Consider the following 18,740-nt stretch of genomic DNA (forward strand, 5'->3'; position numbering starts at 1 on the left):
ACTTGTTCGTCTGCCGTTTTAAACGCTCTCGGGCGGTAGACGACCCGGTAGACGCGGAGAAATTGTCTCTTGCCAATCTACCGGAGCGCTGCAACCCGCGCCAGGCCTAGCGCTCCTGGGTTGTTGCTTTATCGCACTGGTAGAGACGACCTGACCTAAACCTGGTGCGTCTACCAATTTCGCCACCCGCGCGAGGGGCATCCCTCGGCGAAAGGCGGATTTTAGCCGTTCTCGGCGGGCGTTCGGGCCGGCTCGTCGCGCCGGACGCGGAACCATGCCGCATACATCGCCGGCAGCGACAGCAGCGTGAGCACGGTGGCGACGATCAGTCCGCCTATGATCGCGACCGCCATCGGCCCCCAGAACACGCTGCGCGACAGCGGGATCATCGCCAGCACCGCGGCCGCCGCGGTCAGGATGATCGGGCGGAAGCGGCGCACCGCCGCCTCGACGATCGCGTCCCAGGTCGGCACGCCACGCGCCCGGTCCTGCTCGATCTGGTCGATCAGGATCACCGAGTTGCGCATGATCATCCCCATCAACGCGATCACGCCCAGCAGCGCGACGAAGCCGAACGGCCGGTTCAGCACCAGCAGCGCGGCGGCGATGCCGGCGATGCCCAGCGGTGCGGTCAGGAACACGAGCGCCGAGCGGCTGAAACTGTGCAGCTGCAGCATCAGCAGCGTGAACATGATGAACAGCATCAGCGGCGCACCGGCCGCGATCGAGCCCTGGCCCTTGCTGCTCTCCTCCACCGCGCCTGCCACCTCGATGCGGTAGCCGGGCAGCATCTTGTCGCGCACCGGCTTGAACAGCGGGTCGAGCTGCGCGGTCACCGTGGCACCCTGCAGCCCCTCAATGATGTCGCCCTGCACCGTGGCGGCGTAGTCACGCCCTTCCCGCCACAGCACGCCCGGCTCCCAGACGAAGCTGGCGCGGGCGATCTGACCGAGCGGGATGCTGCGGCCGCTGGTGGTCGGCACGTAGCCGTTGGCGAGATCCGTGATCGCGTCACGCTCGTCCAGCGGCTGGCGCAGCACGATGTCGACCAGCTTGTCGTCCTCGCGGTACTGGCCGATCGTGGTGCCGGTATTGATGGTGCGCGCGGCCTGCGCGATCGACTGGCTGGTCACGCCGAGGGCTCGGGCCTTGTCCTGGTCGATGTCCAGGCGCAGCACCTTGACCGACTCGTTCCAGTTGTCGTTGATGCCGCGCAGATTCGGGTTCTGCCGCATGATGGCCTTGACCTCGTCGGCGTATCCGCGCACCTTCGCGGCGTCGGGCCCGACCACGCGGAATTGCACCGGATACGCCACCGGCGGCCCGTTCGGCAGCAGCTTGGCGCGACCGCGGACCTCCGGGAACTCGGTCGCCAGCAGCTCCGGCAGCGCCTGACGCAGCTTTTCGCGCGCCTTCAGGTTCTTCGGCAGCACGACCATCTGGCTGACGTTGCTCTGCGGGAAGATCTGGTCGAGCACCAGCACGAAGCGTTCGACGCCGCTGCCGACCCAGGTCGTCACGTGGTCGACGCCATCGAGCTTCATGACCCGCGCTTCGACGCGCTTGGTCACTGCCTCGTTGGCCGCGTAGGAGGTGCCTTCCGGGAACCACAGGTCGACGATGATCTCGGGCCGGCTCGAATCCGGGAAGAACTGGTTCTGCACCTTGCCCATGCCGGCGATCCCGAGCACCAGCGTGCCGATCGTCAGGCCGATCGTGAGCCAGCGGTGCTGCACGCACCAGCCCACCGTGCGCCGGAAGCGCCCGTAGAACGGCGTGTCGAACATCTCGTGCGGCTGGCCCGCATGCGGGCGGGTCTTCAGCAGCCACACGCCGAGGTAGGGCACGAAGTAGACCGACACGAACCACGAGATCAGCAGCGCCGCGGCCGTGACAGCGAAGATCGCGAAGGTGTATTCGCCGACCGTCGATTGCGCCAGCCCGATCGGCAGGAAGCCGACCGCGGTGATCAGCGTGCCGGTGAGCATCGGCATCGCGGTGGCGTCGTAGGCGAAGGTCGCGGCGCGCACCTTGTCGTAGCCCTCTTCGAGCTTGCGCACCATCATCTCGACCGAGATGATCGCGTCGTCGACCAGCAGCCCGAGCGCGATGATCAGCGAGCCGAGCGAGATCTTGTGCAGCCCGACGCCCCAGTAGTACATCGTCACGAACGTGATCGCCAGCACCAGCGGGATCGTGATGCCCACGACCAGCCCCGGCCGCCAGTCGAGCCGGAACGGCTTGAAATGCAGCCCGAGGCTGATGAAGCTGACCGCCAGCACGATCACGACCGCCTCGATCAGCACGCCGACGAACTCGTTGACCGAACCCGAGACGACCTTCGACTGGTTCTGGAACTGATGCAGCTCGATGCCGGCCGGCAGCTCGGCGCGGATCTGCGCGATCGTGGTGTCCAGCGAATGCCCCATGCGGATGATGTCGCCGCCCTTGGCCATCGAGATGCCGAGCGCGATGACCTCGTGGCCCTGATGCCGCACCTTGACCTGCGGCGGATCGACATAGGCGCGTTTGATCTCGGCGATGTCGCCGAGCTTGAAGTTGGCGCCGTTCGCGCGGATCGGGAACTGGCGCAGTTCCTCGACGGTGTTGAACTGGCCGCCCACCCGCACCTGCAGGTAATCGGTCGGCGCGTTGACGGTGCCGGCCGATTCGACCGCGTTCTGCTGCCCCAGCTGCGCCAGCACCTGGTTGAAGTCGAGCCCGAGCTGCGCGAGGCGCTTCTGCGGGATCTCGACGAACAGCTTCTCGTCCTGCGCGCCGAAGATGCCGACCTTGTTGACGTCCTGCACCTTCAGCAGGCGCTGGCGCACGCGGTCCGCCTGGTCCTTCAGTTCCTGGTAGCTGAAGCCGTCGGCCGACAGCGCGTAGATCGAGCCGTAGACATCGCCGAACTCGTCGTTGAAATACGGGCCGGTCACGCCACCCGGCAGCGTCGCGCGCATGTCGCCGATCTTCTTGCGCACCGTGTACCAGATCTGCGGCATCTCCTTCGGCGGCGACGAGTCGCGCACCTGGAAGATGATCAGCGCCTCGCCGGGCTTGGAGTAGCTGCGGATCTTGTCGGCGTACGGCACTTCCTGCAGCGTCTTCTCGAGCTTGTCGGTGACCTGCTCGGCGACCTGTTGCGCGGTGGCGCCGGGCCAGAACACGCGCAGCGCCATCGCGCGGAACGTGAACGGCGGATCCTCGTCCTGCCCGAGCTGGAAGTACGCGGCCGCGCCCAGCGCCAGCAGCACGATCAGCAGGTAGCGGGTCAGCGCCGAATGATCGAGCGCCCACTTCGAGATGTTGAAGCGCGACGGCGCGTCCTGATCCCCCACGGCCGGCTCGCTCACTTGACGCTGACCGGTGTGCCCGACGCCGCGGGCGCGGTCGTCGCGCCGGGATCGACATAGAACTTGACCTTCTGCCCCGGGCTCAGCACGTGCACCCCCGCGGTCACGACGATCTGCCCGGGAGACAGGCCACCGGTGATCACGGCCTCGTTGCCGTCGGCGCCGGCAAGCTTCACCTCCTGCGACTTGACGGTCATGCTGGCGCGGTCGACCAACCAGACCGCACTGCGCCCCTGCTCTTCCCGCAGTGCCGACAGCGGCAGCTTGTTGACGCCTGCCACCTGGGGCAGCTCCATCGACACGGTGGCGGTCTGGCCGAGGCGCGCCCCTGCGGCGGCGGTGCCGATGTCGGCCTTGACGAGGAAGGTGCGGGTGGCCGGATCAGCGGCAGCCGAGATCTCGCGGATGGTCGCCGGCAGTGGCGCGTCGGTGCCCCAGACCTTGACGGTGAAAGACCCGGGCTGCCCGGCGAGCGCCTTGACGGTCGCGACCTTGTCTTCCGGCACCGAGAAAACCACGTCACGCGGGCCGTCGTGCGCCAGCCGCAGCACCGGCGTGCCGGCGGACGCGACCATGCCGGGCTCGAGATCGACGCCGGTGATCACGCCGCTGACATCCGCGACCAAGGTGGCATAGCCCGCCTGGTTGCCCTGCACGTTGGACTGCGCGCGCGCCTGGTCCAGCTGCGCGCTCGCCGTCTTCATCGCCATCTCGCGGCGATCGAGTTCGGCCGGGCCGATGAAGCCCTTGTCGCTCAGTTCCTTGTAGCGCTTGTAGTCGGCGGCGCTTTGCTCGTAGGAGGCCTGCGCCGCCGCCATGCTGGCGCGGGCCGCGTCCTGCCCGAGGCGAAGGTCGCGCGCATCGAGTTGCGCCAGCACTTGCCCGACCTTCACGGTGTCGCCGAGGTCGACCAGCCGCTTCACCATCTTGCCCCCGACCCGGAAGCTCAGGCGCGACTCGGTGCGCGCCTTGACCTCGCCGGCGTAGTCGAAACTGCCGCCGGCGGTCTGCGGCGAGACGGTCAGGGTCCGAACCGCGCGGATCGGATCGGGCGCGGTCTCGGTGCGGGAGCAGGCGGCGAGCGCTGCGATTGCCGCGACGGCGGCCAGCTTGACGATCAGCGCAGGGCGCATGGGATTCCTCGGCTTTAAATGACTGACCGGTCAGTAATATATTCGGCCACCCCGGCCAGTGTCAAACACTACCGCCCGGCGCGGCCGCCGCCCCGCCGCACAACGTGGACAATCGTGCCGTGAGCGTCGAACACTACGAGAACTTTCCGGTCGCATCGATCCTGTGCCCGCCCCGCCTGCGGCCGGCGGTCAGTGCGATCTACCACTTCGCCCGCACGGCCGACGATATCGCCGACGAGGGCGACGCGCCGGCCGACCAGCGCCTGGCCGAGTTGAGCAGTTACCGTGCCGACCTGGCCGCCGCCTGCCGGGGCGACGCGCCATCGTCGCGATGGCCGCACGTCTTCGGGCCGCTGCGCGCGGCCCTCGTCGCCCACGCGCTGCCGGGCGATCTGCTGGCCGATCTGCTGAGCGCGTTCGAGCAGGACGTGGTCAAGACGCGCTACGCCGATCGCGCCGAGCTGCTGGACTACTGCCGGCGTTCGGCCAATCCCGTGGGCCGGCTGCTGCTGCACCTGTATGGCGTCGACGACGCGCAGGCGCTGCGCCAGTCGGATTCGATCTGCACGGCGCTGCAGCTGGCCAACTTCTGGCAGGACCTGGGCGTCGACACCCGCCGTGGACGCATCTACCCGCCCGCCAGCGATTGCGTCCGCCATGGCGTCACGGCGTCCGCGCTGCTCGGGCAGCACGACGCGCCGAACGTGCGCGCGCTGGTGGCCGATCTCGTCGGCTGGGCGCGCGACCTGATGCATGCCGGCGCACCGCTGGTGCACGCGGTCCCCGGCCGCGCCGGCTGGGAGCTGCGTCTGGTGGTGCAAGGGGGCCTGCGCATCCTGGAGAAAATCGAGGCGATGGACTTCGCGACGCTGAATGCGCGGCCGACCGTCAAGGCGCTCGACGCACCCGTGCTGCTGTGGCGCGCGCTGTGGATGCGCGCGCCGCGCGCGCTCGTCGCGAGCCGCTCCGCATGACGCCCGAACAGTACGTGCAGGACAAGGCGGCCAAGAGCGGCTCGAGCTTCTACTACGCCTTCCTGTTCCTGCCGCCGCCGCGCCGCGCCGCGATCACCGCGTTCTACGCGTTCTGCCGCGAGGTCGACGACGTGGTCGACGAGGTCAGCGATCCGGGCGTCGCGGCGACCAAGCTCGCCTGGTGGCGCAAGGAGGTGGCGTCCGCGTTCGGCGGTCAGCCGAGCCACCCGGTCACCAAAGCGTTGATGCCGCACGCGGCCGAGTTCGATATCCGCGCCGAGCACCTGCTCGCGGTGGTCGACGGCTGCCAGATGGACCTCGAGCAGTCGCGCTACCTCGACTTCCCGGGGCTGGCGCGCTACTGTCATCTGGTCGCCGGCGTGGTCGGTGAGGTGGCCGCGAGCATCTTCGGCCGCACCGACCCGCACACCACCGACTACGCGCATCGCCTCGGCCTGGCGATGCAGCTGACCAACATCATCCGCGATGTCGGCGACGACGCGCGTCGCGGCCGCATCTACCTGCCCGTCTCCGAACTGAAGCAGTTCGAGGTCAAGGCGCAGGAAGTCCTGAACCGGGGCTACAGCGATCGCTTCACCGCGCTGATGAAGTTCCAGGCCGACCGCGCGCACCGCTTGTACGACGAAGCTTTCGCGCTGCTGCCCGCTGCGGACCGCGCGGCCCAGAAGCCCGGCGTGATGATGGCCAACATCTACCGCACCCTGTTGCGCGAGATCGAGGCCGGCGGCTTCCAGGTGCTGCACCAGCGCACGTCGCTGACGCCGCTGCGCAAGCTCTGGATTGCGATGCGCACGAACTGGCGCGGCCGGTGAACCCGCTCGCCGCGCCGCGCCGACCGGGCGCGACCCGGATCGCGGTGGTGGGCGGCGGCTGGGCCGGGCTGGCGGCAGCCGTCGAGGCGACGCGCCGCGGCGACCACGTCACGCTGTTCGAGATGGCCCCCCAGCTCGGTGGCCGGGCACGGGATGTCGACCGCGACGGGCAGTTGCTGGACAACGGTCAGCACATCCTGATTGGCGCGTACGTGCAGACGCTCGCGCTGCTGCGCACGCTCGGCGTCGAGCCGGCCGATGCCTTCGTGCGCACGCCGTTGCGCGTGACCTACCCGGACGGCATCGGCCTCCAATTGCGCCCGGGTGCGCCGGTGCAGGCGTTCGGTGCGGCGGTGCTGCGCCAGCGCGGCTGGCCGCTGGGCGCGCGCCTGGCCCTGCTGGTCGCCGCCGCGGGTTGGGCGGTGCGCGGGTTTCGCTGCGATCCTGCGCTGAGCGTCGGCACGCTGACCCGCCGCCTGCCCGCCGCCATCCGCGACGACCTGATCGATCCGCTGTGCGTGGCCGCGTTGAACACGCCGGCCGACGAGGCGAGTGCGCGCGTGTTCCTGCGCGTGCTGAAGGACGCGCTCTTCTCGGGCCCGGGCTCCGCGGACCTGCTGCTGCCGAAGGTCGGCCTCAGCGCGCTGGTGCCCGACCCGGCGCTGCGTTGGCTGGCGCAGGCCGGCGCGAATGTGCGCATGACCCATCGCGTCGGATCGTTGGCCGCCGCTGGCGGCGGGTGGTCGATCGATGGCGAGCCGTTCGAACGCGTCGTGCTGGCGACGACGCCGACGGAAGCGGCGCGGCTGGTCCGCGAGATTGCACCGGCGTGGGCCGCGCGCGCCGCCGCTCTGCACTACGAGCCCATCGTCACCGTCTACCTCCGCGCCGAGGGTGTGCGCCTGGACGAACCGATGCTGGCGCTCCGCGCGGGCGTCGACGCGCCGGCGCAGTTCGTGTTCGACCGCGGGCAGTTGGGTGGACCGCAAGGCCTGCTGGCGTTCGTCGTCAGCGGCGCGCAAGCGTGGGTCGATCGCGGCATGGCGGCGACCACCGAGGCCACGCTGCAGCAGGCCCGCGTCGCCCTGCGCCATCAGCTCGGGAGTGCGCGGCTCGCGGCCGTGCGGACACTGACCGAGAAGCGCGCCACGTTCCGCTGCACGCCGGGCTTGCCTCGCCCGGCGATGCGGATCGTGCCCGGGCTGGTGGCGGCCGGCGACCATGTCGACGGGCCGTACCCGGCGACGCTGGAGGGCGCGGTACGCAGCGGCCTGGCCGCAGCGCGTCAGCCGCGATGATCAGCGCCGCGCGAACGGCGCGGCCAGCGGCTCGCCGATGAACACGCCCTGCTGCGGCCAGGCGACGCTCTTCCAGTACGCCTCGAGCGCGCTGGCCCCTTGCAGGTACTGCAGCAACAGGACCTGAGGGTTCGGGAACTTGGGCGGGTGGGCACACGGCTCGGAGACGGTGCCGTAGCTGGCGGTTGCACCCGAAGCGATCCAGTCGAGGATGGACATCTGGCCGGTCTCGCGCTCCAGCTGACCACCGAATGACGTGAGGTGATCGGCCAGGGCCCCCGGCACCCAGCCGATCGTGTCGAGCTTGGGCACGCTCACCAGGCCCGTCTCGTAGATCAGCACGCGCTGTGCCTTCTCGATCGCCTCCTTGGCTTCGACATGCACGTCGACCCCCGGGCGACGCAGCAGGCCCGGCGGCGGGAACAGCGGCGCCCGGGCGCTGCGGGCGCTGTCGCTCGTCTTGACGAAATAGGCATGGACCGGCGGGCTGCCGCGCAGCCCGAGCGTGCCGTCGGACGCGACCCCGCGTTCGATCATTGCCTTGGCCATCGCCGTGTCGCGCGCCGCCAGCAGCATCGCGGGCCGCAGCTTCAGATCGGAGTACGGGCGCGCGGTCGCGCTGTTGAAATACGGCGAGCGGGCCGACGGCGCGCACGTGTGGTTGCACAGCGCCGCGTCGAAGCCGAGCGCGAGCGCGCCGGTGATGGAGTTGCAGGCCACGGCGTAGGGCTGCGTCCAGGCCAGCGCGAGCGCCTGTACGGGCACATCGAAGAACGAATCGATCGCGGCGGCGAACTGCCTGAATTCGTCCGGTGTCAGCACGCCGCGCACCGGCAGTTGGAGGCGCAGCACCTGCGCGCGCGTCAGGCCCCGCGCCTGGATGTAGAACTCGCCGACTTCCACCGAATACGGGTCGGCGGTGTTGATCACCAACCCGAGTTCACGGCTCGTGATGCGGCCTGTGATTCGCGGGACGGGCGTCCACCGGTTCGCGCTTGCGGCGGGCGCCGGCGGCGCGGTGAAGTCGTACTGACGTTTCAGGTAGTCCGTCTCGCGGGTTTGCGCCCCTGCGGCCAGCGTCACCGCGAAGGCGACGAGCGCGACCGCGGTGCGCAAGATGCCAGGTCCCGGATTACAGCCGACGTTTTCGCCATACAAAAATTTGACGATCTGAGGGAGAATCGAGGTCATGGTCAAAAGTGAAAGCAAGACGCCGACGATACAGGTGCTGGAGCGCGCTTTCGGGCTGCTCGACGTGCTCGCCAGCTACCCCGATCCGGTGTCGTTGAAACAGATCAGCGAACAGACCGGCCTGCACCCGTCGACCGCGCACCGCATCCTGAACGACCTGACGATCGGCCGCTACGTCGATCGCCCCGAGGCCGGCAGTTACCGGCTCGGCATGCGTCTGCTGGAACTGGGCAACCTGGTCAAGGCACGGCTCGACGTGCGCGATGCCGCGCTCGGCCCGATGCGGGAACTGCACAAGCTGACCCATCAGCCGGTGAACCTGTCGATGCGTCAGGGCGACGAGATCGTCTATATCGAACGCACCTACAGCGAGCGTTCCGGCATGCAGGTCGTGCGTGCGATCGGCGGGCGCGCGCCGCTGCACCTGACGTCGGTCGGCAAGCTGTTCCTGGCCCAGGACGACGCGACCCGCGTGCGCGCCTACGCGACGCGCACCGGCCTGGCCGGACATACCCGCAACAGCATCACCGAGCTCGCGCAGCTCGAACGCGAGCTGGCGCGCGTCAACCGCGTCGGAACGGCGCGGGACGACGAGGAACTGGAACTCGGCGTGCGCTGCATGGCGGCGAGCATCCTCGACGACCAGGGCAAGCTGGTGGCGGGCCTGTCGATCTCGGCACCAGCCGACCGGCTGGAGGAAAGCTGGCTGGAGCGCCTGAAGGAAACGGCCGCGCAGATCTCGTCGGCGCTCGGGCACCGCGCGGCGTGACCCAGGCCCGGCGCGCCTGAAGGCGCACCGCCCGCCATCAGGAGATGGGCTTGGCGATGGTGGCCGTCTCGATGGCCGCGGCAGGCGCGGCGTGGACGGCATGGGCCGGCAAATCGGCGACCCAGCGGCGAACGCGCTCGGCGTCACCGATCCGCGAGTACTTGCCGGCCGAATCCAGGAACACCATGATCAGCTTGCGACCCGCCATGCGCGCCTGCATCACCAGGCAGCGACCCGCTTCGGTGATGTAGCCGGTCTTCTGCAGCGCGATGTCCCAGGACGGGCTGCGCACCAGCGCGTTGGTGGTGCGGAATTGCGTCGGGCGGTTGCCGACTTCGACCTCGTATTCCGACGAGGTCGAGAACTCGCGAATGATGGGATGCGCCTGCGCCGCCTGCACCAGCGTGGCGAGATCGCGCGCGCTCGATTGGTTGCGGCTGGACAGGCCCGTGGGTTCGACGTAGCGCGTGTCCTTCATGCCCAGTTCCTGCGCCTTGCGATTCATCGCGGCGACAAACGCCTCCAGGCCTCCCGGATAAGCGCGTCCGAGGGCGTGCGCAGCGCGGTTCTCCGACGACATCAGCGCGAGATGCAGCATCTCCTCGCGGCTGAGGCTCGTGCCCACGCGCAGGCGGGAGCGGCTGTTCTTCTCGGTGTCGACGTCGTCGTCGGTGATCGTCAGCGTCTCGTTCAACGGCAGCTTGGCTTCGGTGACGACGAGCGCGGTCATCAACTTCGTCAGCGAGGCGATCGGCAGCACCGCGCCCGGGTTCTTGCTGAACAGCACCTCGTTGGTGTCCGAGTCGAGCACCAGCGCGACGCTGGACTTCAGATCGAGCGAATCAGCTGTGTTGTGCAACCCGTACATCTGACCGAATGACGGACGGGCGGGCTCCACTCGCATCAGGGTCGAGACGCGCCGGACATTGCCGGAGCCGACCAGCGTCGCTTGGCGGGCACTCTTGCCGCGCGACTTGACGGCGGCCTTGGGCTTCACGGATGCGACGGCGTGGGTCTTCTTCTTGGCGGTCCGCTGTGCCGCGTCTGAATGCGTCGGCATCGCGAGCGAAAAAGTCGCGATCAGCGCCCAAATGCCACCCAGAACCAGCTTGTTGATCGATGCCACGGACGTCCCTTTTCGCTCAGTGCCGGGAGTGTAGGTGAAAGAAAAAAAGCGCGCAAGATCAAAAACTTACGCGCTCTTCCTCAAGTCCAGACTCGCCGGCCGTCCGCTGGGCCGTCCTCAGCCCTGGGCGGCGACCCGTTCGGTCTTGCTGTGCAGCTTGTTCAACGCCGACAGGTAGGCTTTGGCCGACGCGACGACGATGTCCGGGTCGGCGCCCACGCCGTTGACGACCCGCCCGCCATGCTGCAGTCGCACCGTGACCTCGCCTTGGGATTCGGTGCTGCCCGAGGTGATGGCGTTGACCGAGTAGAGCAGCATCTCCGCACCACTTTGGAGCTTCGACTCGATCGCCTTCAGGCTCGCGTCGACCGGGCCGTTGCCGTCGCTTTCGGCATGGTGCTCGATGTCGCCGGCCGCAAAGGCCACGCTGGCGTGCGGCTTCTCGCCCATCTCTGAGCGCTGTGACAGCGCGAGCAGGCGGTAGTGCTCCTGCTCGGCGGTCACGGATTCGTCCATCACCAGCGCGATGATGTCCTCGTCGAAGATGTCGCTCTTGCGGTCGGCCAGTTCCTTGAACCGCACGAAGCCGGCGTTGATCTCGGCTTCGCTCTCCATCTCGATGCCCAGTTCCTTCAGCCGCTGCTTGAACGCGTTGCGCCCCGAGAGCTTGCCGAGCACGATCTTGTTGGCGGCCCAGCCCACGTCTTCGGCTCGCATGATCTCGTAGGTGTCGCGGGCCTTGAGCACGCCGTCCTGGTGGATCCCCGACGCGTGCGCGAAGGCGTTGGCGCCGACCACCGCCTTGTTCGGCTGCACGACGAAGCCCGTCGTCTGCGAAACGAGGCGCGACGCCGGCACGATCTGCGTCGCGTCGATGTTCAGATCCAGCTTGAAGTAGTCGCGGCGCGTCTTGACCGCCATCACGATCTCCTCGAGCGAACAGTTGCCCGCGCGTTCGCCCAGGCCGTTGATCGTGCACTCGACCTGGCGGCAGCCGCCGATCATCACGCCCGCCAGCGAGTTGGCCACGGCCATGCCGAGGTCGTTGTGGCAGTGCACCGACCAGACGGCCTTGTCCGAGTTCGGGATGCGTGTGCGCAGGTCGAGCAGGAACTGGCCGTACAGCTCGGGGATCGCGTAGCCGACGGTGTCGGGCACGTTGATCGTGGTGGCACCTTCGGCGATTACGGCCTCGAGCACACGACACAGGAAGTCCGGGTCCGAGCGGTAGCCGTCCTCGGGCGAGAACTCGACATCGCCGTTCAGGTTGCGCGCGAAGCGGGTCGCGAGTCTCGCCTGCTCGAACACCTGGTCGGGCGTCATGCGCAGCTTCTTCTCCATGTGCAGCGCGCTGGTGGCCAGGAACAGGTGGATGCGGGTCGACGCGCCACCGGCCAGCGCCTCGGCGGCGCGGGCGATGTCGCGGTCGTTGGCACGCGCGAGCGAGCAGACGGTGCTGTCCTTGATCGCGTGCGCGATGGCCTTCACGCATTCGAAGTCGCCGTTCGACGAAGCGGCGAAACCGGCCTCGATCACGTCGACCTTCAGACGTTCCAGCTGGCGCGCGATGCGCAGCTTCTCGTCCTTGGTCATCGAGGCGCCGGGCGATTGCTCGCCGTCGCGCAGCGTGGTGTCGAAAATGATCAGCTTGTCGGCCATGATGAACTTGCTCCTGTGTTCTTCGGTGGATGTTAGGCGAGCGCCGGCTGCGCTTGCGCGCCGACCGTGACACCGCGCGCTCGCGCCAGCCCGGAGGCGATGGCTTTCAGCGACGCCGAGACGATGTTGGTGTCGATGCCGACGCCGAACAGCGTCTGCGCGCTGCCCGCCTCGGCGCCGATGCGCAGCTCGAGGTAGGCGACGGCGCGTGCATCGGCCCCGCTGCCGATCGAATGCTCGTGGTAATCCAGCACGCGCAGCGGCAGGCCGACATGCGCGGCCAGGCCGCTCACGAACGCGTCGATCGGGCCGGTGCCGTGGCCGTCGACACGCACCTGCCGCCGCGCGATCGTCACGTCGGCGGTCAGCTGCACCGTGCCGTCATGACGATCGACGATCGTCGGATGCTCGACCCGCGCGCGGCTCGCATCGGCGATCGCGTATTCGCGTTCGAAGATCTGCCAGATGTCGGCCGCCGAGAGCTCCTTGCCCTCGCCGTCCATCACACCCTGCACGACCTGGCTGAACTCGATCTGCAGTCGCCGCGGCAATTCGAGCCCGTATTCGCTCTCGAGCAGGTAGGTGATGCCGCCCTTGCCCGACTGGCTGTTGACGCGGATCACCGCGTCGTAGCTCCGCCCCAGGTCCTTCGGGTCGATCGGCAGGTAGGGCATGTCCCAGATGTCGCCCTCGCGGCGCGCGGCGAAGGCCTTCTTGATCGCGTCCTGGTGCGAGCCGGAGAACGAGGTGTAGACCAGATCGCCCACGTACGGATGGCGCGGGTGCACCGGCAGCTGGTTGCAATGCTCGACACAGCGGCGCACGTCGTCGATCTCGGAGAAGTCGAGCCCCGGCGCAACGCCCTGCGTGTAGAGGTTCAACGCGATGTTGACCAGATCGACATTGCCGGTGCGCTCGCCGTTTCCGAACAGGCAGCCTTCGATGCGATCGGCGCCGGCCATCAGCGCGAACTCGCCGGCCGCCGTGCCGGTGCCGCGATCGTTGTGCGGATGCACCGAGAGCACGATGCCGTCACGACGGGCCAGGTGGCGGTGCATCCACTCGATCATGTCGGCGAACACGTTCGGCGTCGAATGCTCGACGGTCGACGGCAGGTTGACGATGCACTTCCGCTCGGGCGAGGCTTGCCAGACCTCCGTCACCGCATCGACCACGCGCTTGCTGAAGGCGAGCTCGGTGCCGGAGAACATCTCGGGCGAGTACTCGAAGCGCCAGTCGGTCTCCGGCATGCGCGCCGCGCAGTCGCGGATCATCCGCGCGTGGCTGGCGGCGAGTTCGACGATGCCGTCCTCGTCCATGCCGAGCACCACGCGGCGCATCACCGGCGCCACCGCGTTGTACAGGTGCACGATCGCGCGCTTCGCGCCCACCAGCGACTCGAAGGTGCGCTCGATCAGGTGCGGCCGCGCCTGCGTCAGCACCTGGATCGTCACGTCGTCGGGGATGCGGTTCTCGTCGATCAGCAGGCGCAGGAAGTCGAACTCGGTCTGCGACGCGGACGGAAAACCGACCTCGATCTCCTTGAACCCGATCTTCACCAGCATCTCGAACATCCGCAGCTTGCGCTGCGGGTCCATCGGTTCGATCAGCGCCTGGTTGCCGTCGCGCAGGTCGGTGCTCAGCCAGATCGGAGCCGCGCTCAGCACGGCGTCGGGCCAGGTGCGGTCGGTCAAGGCGATCGGGGCGAAGGCGCGGTACTTCTGCTGCGGTTGCTTCAACATGGTTTGGTTCCGGTGGAGTTCAAACCTGCAGCACAGAAATGACGAACGGCCCGCTGCAGGTTGCATACGGGCCGTTGAGATCAGGACGTGTGGACGTGCGTGACTAGCGAACCCGTGGTTCCTCTAGGAGTAGCAGCAGCGACAGTGCGGACACGAACGTCATAGGCTTCGAATGTAGCACGGGACGGCGCGCTGCGGTCAGCGATGCAACCCTTGTTCGTCCGGATCGTCGGTGGACGTGGCGATCACGCTCGCGCGCTTGCCCTTCATCCGCCGCCACGCATAGATCGCGTAGCCCGACAGCCCGTAGGCGCAGAAGATCGCGAACAGCACCTTCGGCGGGTCGAGCGCAACCAGCGCGATGGCGATGGCGATCGCGACGATCACGATGAACGGAACCGTGCGCCGCGAACCCACGACCTTGAAGCTGTAGAACGGCGCGTTGGTGACCATCGACAGGCCGGCGAACAACGTGAGCGCGAACGCGGTGTAGGCGAGCGCCGGGATCTGCGAGACGCCCTTGAAACCGGCGTCGTCGACCACCCACACCAGGCCGATCACGATCGCCGCCGCCGCCGGGCTCGGCAAGCCCTGGAAGAAGCGCTTGTCGACCACGCCGATGTTGACGTTGAAACGCGCCAGCCGCAGCGCCGCCCCCGCGATGTAGACGAACGCCGGGATCCAGCCCGCCTTGCCCAGGTCCTTCAGGCCCCAGATGTAGACGATGAGCGCCGGCGCGGCGCCGAAGCTCACCATGTCGGACAGGCTGTCCATCTGCTCGCCGAACGCGCTCTGCGAGTTCGTCATGCGGGCGACGCGGCCGTCGAGGCTGTCGAGCACCGCGGCGCAGAACACCGCGATGCAGGACAGCTCGAAGCGGCCGTTGATCGCCATCACGATCGCGTAGAAGCCCGAGAACAGCGCCGCCAGCGTGATCGCGTTCGGCAGCATGTACAGGCCCTTGCGCCGCGGCCGGACGGTGTCGGCCGGGGGCGAGGTGTCCTCGTCAGGCAATGGGGATGCGTCGTTCATCCGCGCGAGGATACCCTGCGATCAATTCTTCGACTGGTCGACCAGGCGATTCTTCTTGATCCACGGCATCATCGCGCGCAGCTGCTCGCCGACCACCTCGATCGGGTGCTCGGCCGTGATGCGGCGGCGGCTCATCAACGTGGGCGCGCCGGCGCGGTTCTCGACGATGAAGCTCTTCGCGTACTCGCCGGTCTGGATGTCCTTGAGCACCTGCTTCATCACCTTCTTGGTCTCGTCGGTGACGATCTTCGGCCCGGTCACGTACTCGCCGTACTCGGCGTTGTTCGAGATCGAGTAGTTCATGTTGGCGATGCCGCCTTCATAGATCAGGTCGACGATCAGCTTCAGCTCGTGCAGGCACTCGAAGTAGGCCATCTCCGGCGCGTAGCCGGCTTCGGTCAAGGTCTCGAAGCCCGCCTTGATCAGCTCGACCGCGCCGCCACACAGCACGGCCTGCTCGCCGAACAGGTCGGTCTCGGTTTCTTCGCGGAAGTTGGTCTCGATCACGCCGGCCTTGCCGCCACCGTTGGCCGCCGCGTAGCTCAGTGCGAGATCGCGGGCCTTGCCGGTCTTGTCGGCATGCACGGCGATCAGGTGCGGCACGCCGCCGCCTTGCGTGTAGGTCGAACGCACGGTGTGGCCCGGGGCCTTCGGCGCGACCATCCAGACGTCGAGGTCGGCGCGGGGCACGACCTGGCCATAGTGCACGTTGAATCCGTGCGCGAACGCCAGCGAGGCGCCTTGCTTCATGTTCGGCTCGACGTCGTTCTTGTAGACGGCGGCGATCTGCTCGTCCGGCAGCAGCATCATCACCACGTCGGCCTGCTTGACCGCGTCGGCGACCTCGGCGACCTTCAGGCCGGCCTTCTCGGCCTTCGACCACGACGGGCCGCCCTTGCGCACGCCGACCGTGACCTTGACGCCGCTGTCGTTCAGGTTCTGCGCATGGGCGTGGCCCTGCGAACCGTAGCCGATGATCGTGACGTTCTTGCCCTTGACCAGGCTCAGGTCGGCGTCTTTGTCGTAGTAAACCTTCATGTCTATCTCTCCTGTGGATTCAGTGGATGCGGGATGGTGGATGGCCTGAAGAATCAGACGCGCAGGATGCGCTCGCCGCGACCGATCCCGCTGGTGCCGGTGCGCACGGTTTCAAGAATGGCGGCACGGTCGATCGCCTCCAGGAACGCGTCGAGCTTGCCGGTGTCGCCGGTGAGTTCGATCGTGTAGCTCTTGTCGGTCACGTCGATGATGCGGCCGCGGAAGATGTCGGCCATGCGCTTCATCTCTTCGCGCTCCTTGCCGACCGCGCGCACCTTGATCAGCATCAGCTCGCGTTCGGTGAACGCGCCTTCGGTCAGGTCGACGACCTTGACCACTTCGATCAACCGATTCAGGTGCTTGGTGATCTGCTCGATGACCTCGTCGGAGCCGGCGGTGACGATGGTCATGCGGGAGAGCGAGGCGTCTTCGGTCGTCGCGACCGTCAGGCTCTCGATGTTGTAGCCACGCGCCGAGAACAGCGCGACGACGCGCGAGAGTGCGCCCGGCTCGTTCTCGAGCAAGAGGGCAATGATGTGTTTCATGTCGATTTCCAGCGCGCTCTTCGGACCGGGGGCGGTAACCGCCCGGCCCTTGGCCACGCTGCTTTCGTTCAAAGGAGAGTGAATTCGCCGAAGGGGATCGGCGCCTATCGCCGCAGTCCCGGACAAGGCGCGGTAACGCCCTGCCCCGCCGCGGCGTTCAGCGCGTCACAGGTCTTCGGAGCCCAACAGCATTTCGGAGATGCCCTTGCCCGCCTGCACCATCGGCCAGACGTTCTCGGTCGGGTCGGTGCGGATGTCGAGGAACACGGTGCGGTCCTTCAGGCGGATCGCCTCGCGCAGCGCGCCTTCCACGTCCGACGGCTTCTCGATCTTCAGCCCGACGTGGCCGTAAGCCTCGGCCAGCTTGACGAAGTCGGGCAGTGCGTCCATGTAGCTGTGCGAGTAGCGGCCGCCGTAGTCGAGCTGCTGCCACTGCCGCACCATGCCCAGGTAGCGGTTGTTCAGCGAGATGATCTTGACCGGCGTCTTGTACTGCAGGCAGGTCGACAACTCCTGGATGCACATCTGGATCGAGCCCTCACCGGTGATGCAGAACACGTCGGCATCGGGCTTGGCGAGCTTGATGCCCATCGCGTACGGCAGGCCCACGCCCATCGTGCCCAGGCCACCCGAATTGATCCAGCGGCGCGGCTCGTCGAAGCGGTAGTACTGCGCGGCCCACATCTGGTGCTGGCCGACGTCGGAGGTGATGTAGGCGTCGCTGTCCTTGGTCAGGTCCCAGAGGGTCTGCACGACGTGCTGCGGCTTGATCACTTCGGTGCTGTTCTTGAAGGACAGGCAGTCCTTCTTTCGCCACTCGTTGATCTGCTTCCACCAGGCGGAGAGGGACGGCACGTCGGGCTTGGACTGCGCGTCGCGGATCTGCGCGATCAGCTCCTGCAGCACGTCCTTCACGTCGCCGACGATCGGGATGTCGACCCGCACGCGCTTGCTGATCGACGAAGGATCGATGTCGACGTGGATGATCTTGCGCTCGACCGAGGCGAAGTGCTTCGGGTTGCCGATCACCCGGTCGTCGAAGCGCGCGCCCACCGCCAGCAGGACGTCGCAGTTCTGCATCGTCATGTTGGCTTCGTAGGTGCCGTGCATGCCGAGCATGCCGAGGAACTTCGGGTCGCTCGCCGGCATGGCGCCCAGTCCCATCAGCGTGTTGGTGACCGGGTAGCCGAGCAGGTCGGCGAGCTCGCGCAGCTCGGCCGACGCATTGCCCAGCACCACGCCGCCGCCGGTGTAGATGTAGGGGCGCTTCGCGGCGAGCAGCAGCTGCACGGCCTTACGGATCTGCCCGCCGTGGCCCTTGCGCACCGGGTTGTACGAGCGCATCTCGACCCGCTCGGGGTAGTAGAACGGCGTCTTGGCCATCGACACATCCTTCGGAATGTCGACGACCACCGGACCGGGCCGGCCGGTGCGGGCGATGTGGAAGGCCTTCTTCATCGTCAGCGCCAGGTCGCGCACGTCCTTGACGAGGAAGTTGTGCTTGACGACCGGGCGGGTGATGCCGACGGTGTCGCACTCCTGGAAGGCGTCCAGGCCGATCGCCGGCGTCGGCACCTGCCCGGTGATGATCACCATCGGGATCGAGTCCATGTAGGCCGTCGCGATGCCGGTGATCGCGTTCGTGACGCCCGGGCCGGACGTGACCAGCGCGACGCCGACGTCGCCCGTCGCGCGGGCGTATCCGTCAGCTGCGTGGACGGCGGCCTGCTCGTGGCGCACGAGGACGTGTTCGATCGTCTCCTGCTTGTAGAGCGCGTCGTAGATGTACAGGACCGCGCCGCCCGGGTAGCCCCAGAGGAACTTGACGTTCTCGGCCTGGAGGCACTTGACGAGGATTTCGGAGCCGTTGGGATCGGACGCCGGCGTGGCGCTGGAGGGGAGCGGCTGCGCTGACGCGGCCCGCTTCATTTCAGTGGGAGAGATGTCCATGGCGGAAACCTTTGCGAATTTCTCTGACGAAAAACCATCGGTGCACCTCTCCTCATCCTCGTGAGACGGGTGTGGTGCCTGAGGGTCGACGATG

At 67.7% G+C, this 18,740-nt stretch carries 14 protein-coding genes; 4 read left to right on the forward strand and 10 right to left on the reverse strand.

The annotated features are described in order from the left end of the window. Nucleotides 1–221: 221 nt before the first annotated feature. Both ASC76_RS19250 and ASC76_RS19255 read right to left on the reverse strand, forming a co-directional pair. Nucleotides 222–3,356, reverse strand: coding sequence for an efflux RND transporter permease subunit (locus ASC76_RS19250; protein ID WP_082549286.1), 3,135 nt, complete (start codon nucleotides 3,354–3,356; stop codon nucleotides 222–224). Next, entirely contained in the window at nucleotides 3,353–4,489 is a 1,137-nt protein-coding gene (locus tag ASC76_RS19255; RefSeq protein ID WP_056470136.1) for an efflux RND transporter periplasmic adaptor subunit, read from the reverse strand. The genes ASC76_RS19250 and ASC76_RS19255 overlap by 4 nt, the downstream gene beginning before the upstream one ends. Nucleotides 4,490–4,608: 119 nt before the next feature. Here ASC76_RS19255 and hpnC point away from each other — a divergent pair, with 119 nt between their 5' ends. Genes hpnC through hpnE form a run of 3 tightly spaced genes read left to right on the forward strand, consistent with a single transcriptional unit; the run spans nucleotide 4,609 to nucleotide 7,594 of the window. Then, the gene (gene hpnC, locus ASC76_RS19260; protein ID WP_056470139.1) at nucleotides 4,609–5,463 is read left to right on the forward strand and encodes a squalene synthase HpnC; all 855 of its coding nucleotides are present in this window, start codon (nucleotides 4,609–4,611) and stop codon (nucleotides 5,461–5,463) included. Then, nucleotides 5,460–6,296 (forward strand): presqualene diphosphate synthase HpnD, encoded by an 837-nt coding sequence (hpnD, locus tag ASC76_RS19265; protein WP_056471138.1) that lies wholly within the window; start codon nucleotides 5,460–5,462, stop codon nucleotides 6,294–6,296. The genes hpnC and hpnD overlap by 4 nt, the downstream gene beginning before the upstream one ends. Then, nucleotides 6,293–7,594 carry a hydroxysqualene dehydroxylase HpnE gene (gene hpnE / locus ASC76_RS19270; RefSeq protein ID WP_235580517.1) on the forward strand — a complete coding sequence of 434 codons (1,302 nt, stop codon included), beginning with the start codon at nucleotides 6,293–6,295 and terminating at the stop codon, nucleotides 7,592–7,594. Before hpnD ends, hpnE begins: the two co-directional genes overlap by 4 nt. Here hpnE and ASC76_RS19275 read toward each other — a convergent pair whose 3' ends face one another. After that, on the reverse strand, nucleotides 7,595–8,710 hold the full coding sequence (locus ASC76_RS19275) for a TIGR03790 family protein (RefSeq protein ID WP_235580518.1): 1,116 nt from the start codon (nucleotides 8,708–8,710) through the stop codon (nucleotides 7,595–7,597). Nucleotides 8,711–8,783: 73 nt separating this feature from the next. On the opposite strand from ASC76_RS19275, the gene ASC76_RS19280 reads away from it, so the two are divergent. Continuing rightward, the gene (locus tag ASC76_RS19280) at nucleotides 8,784–9,554 is read left to right on the forward strand and encodes an IclR family transcriptional regulator (RefSeq protein ID WP_056470141.1); all 771 of its coding nucleotides are present in this window, start codon (nucleotides 8,784–8,786) and stop codon (nucleotides 9,552–9,554) included. Between the two features lie 37 nt (nucleotides 9,555–9,591). Here ASC76_RS19280 and pbpG read toward each other — a convergent pair whose 3' ends face one another. The 7 genes from pbpG to ASC76_RS19315 all read right to left on the reverse strand — a co-directional run bounded on the left by pbpG (nucleotide 9,592) and on the right by ASC76_RS19315 (nucleotide 18,646). Beyond that, on the reverse strand, nucleotides 9,592–10,614 hold the full coding sequence (gene pbpG / locus ASC76_RS19285; protein ID WP_082549349.1) for a D-alanyl-D-alanine endopeptidase: 1,023 nt from the start codon (nucleotides 10,612–10,614) through the stop codon (nucleotides 9,592–9,594). Between the two features lie 183 nt (nucleotides 10,615–10,797). Next, nucleotides 10,798–12,339 (reverse strand): 2-isopropylmalate synthase, encoded by a 1,542-nt coding sequence (locus tag ASC76_RS19290; RefSeq protein ID WP_056470146.1) that lies wholly within the window; start codon nucleotides 12,337–12,339, stop codon nucleotides 10,798–10,800. Nucleotides 12,340–12,371: 32 nt separating this feature from the next. After that, nucleotides 12,372–14,081 (reverse strand): 2-isopropylmalate synthase, encoded by a 1,710-nt coding sequence (gene leuA, locus ASC76_RS19295; protein ID WP_056470149.1) that lies wholly within the window; start codon nucleotides 14,079–14,081, stop codon nucleotides 12,372–12,374. Between the two features lie 198 nt (nucleotides 14,082–14,279). Continuing rightward, nucleotides 14,280–15,113 carry a CDP-diacylglycerol--serine O-phosphatidyltransferase gene (gene pssA, locus ASC76_RS19300; RefSeq protein WP_056470152.1) on the reverse strand — a complete coding sequence of 278 codons (834 nt, stop codon included), beginning with the start codon at nucleotides 15,111–15,113 and terminating at the stop codon, nucleotides 14,280–14,282. A 21-nt stretch (nucleotides 15,114–15,134) separates the two neighbouring features. After that, the gene (ilvC, locus tag ASC76_RS19305; RefSeq protein ID WP_056470155.1) at nucleotides 15,135–16,151 is read right to left on the reverse strand and encodes a ketol-acid reductoisomerase; all 1,017 of its coding nucleotides are present in this window, start codon (nucleotides 16,149–16,151) and stop codon (nucleotides 15,135–15,137) included. Between the two features lie 53 nt (nucleotides 16,152–16,204). Then, nucleotides 16,205–16,696: an acetolactate synthase small subunit gene (gene ilvN / locus ASC76_RS19310; protein WP_056471147.1), complete on the reverse strand. Its 492-nt coding sequence runs from the start codon at nucleotides 16,694–16,696 to the stop codon at nucleotides 16,205–16,207. A gap of 165 nt (nucleotides 16,697–16,861) precedes the next feature. After that, nucleotides 16,862–18,646 carry an acetolactate synthase 3 catalytic subunit gene (locus tag ASC76_RS19315; protein ID WP_056470158.1) on the reverse strand — a complete coding sequence of 595 codons (1,785 nt, stop codon included), beginning with the start codon at nucleotides 18,644–18,646 and terminating at the stop codon, nucleotides 16,862–16,864. Nucleotides 18,647–18,740: the final 94 nt, after the last annotated feature.

This window comes from Rhizobacter sp. Root404 (assembly GCF_001425865.1).
Lineage (GTDB): Bacteria > Pseudomonadota > Gammaproteobacteria > Burkholderiales > Burkholderiaceae_C > LMDS01.

Bases quoted from the DNA above. Each gene is read 5' to 3' on its own strand.
- pssA (WP_056470152.1), bottom strand. From the start codon at position 15,113: ATGAACGACGCATCCCCATTGCCTGACGAGGACACCTCGCCCCCGGCC.
- ilvN (WP_056471147.1), bottom strand. From the start codon at position 16,696: ATGAAACACATCATTGCCCTCTTGCTCGAGAACGAGCCGGGCGCACTC.
- pbpG (WP_082549349.1), bottom strand. From the start codon at position 10,614: ATGCCGACGCATTCAGACGCGGCACAGCGGACCGCCAAGAAGAAGACC.
- ASC76_RS19315 (WP_056470158.1), bottom strand. From the start codon at position 18,646: ATGGACATCTCTCCCACTGAAATGAAGCGGGCCGCGTCAGCGCAGCCG.
- hpnD (WP_056471138.1), top strand. From the start codon at position 5,460: ATGACGCCCGAACAGTACGTGCAGGACAAGGCGGCCAAGAGCGGCTCG.
- leuA (WP_056470149.1), bottom strand. From the start codon at position 14,081: ATGTTGAAGCAACCGCAGCAGAAGTACCGCGCCTTCGCCCCGATCGCC.
- ASC76_RS19255 (WP_056470136.1), bottom strand. From the start codon at position 4,489: ATGCGCCCTGCGCTGATCGTCAAGCTGGCCGCCGTCGCGGCAATCGCA.
- ilvC (WP_056470155.1), bottom strand. From the start codon at position 16,151: ATGAAGGTTTACTACGACAAAGACGCCGACCTGAGCCTGGTCAAGGGC.
- ASC76_RS19280 (WP_056470141.1), top strand. From the start codon at position 8,784: ATGGTCAAAAGTGAAAGCAAGACGCCGACGATACAGGTGCTGGAGCGC.
- ASC76_RS19290 (WP_056470146.1), bottom strand. From the start codon at position 12,339: ATGGCCGACAAGCTGATCATTTTCGACACCACGCTGCGCGACGGCGAG.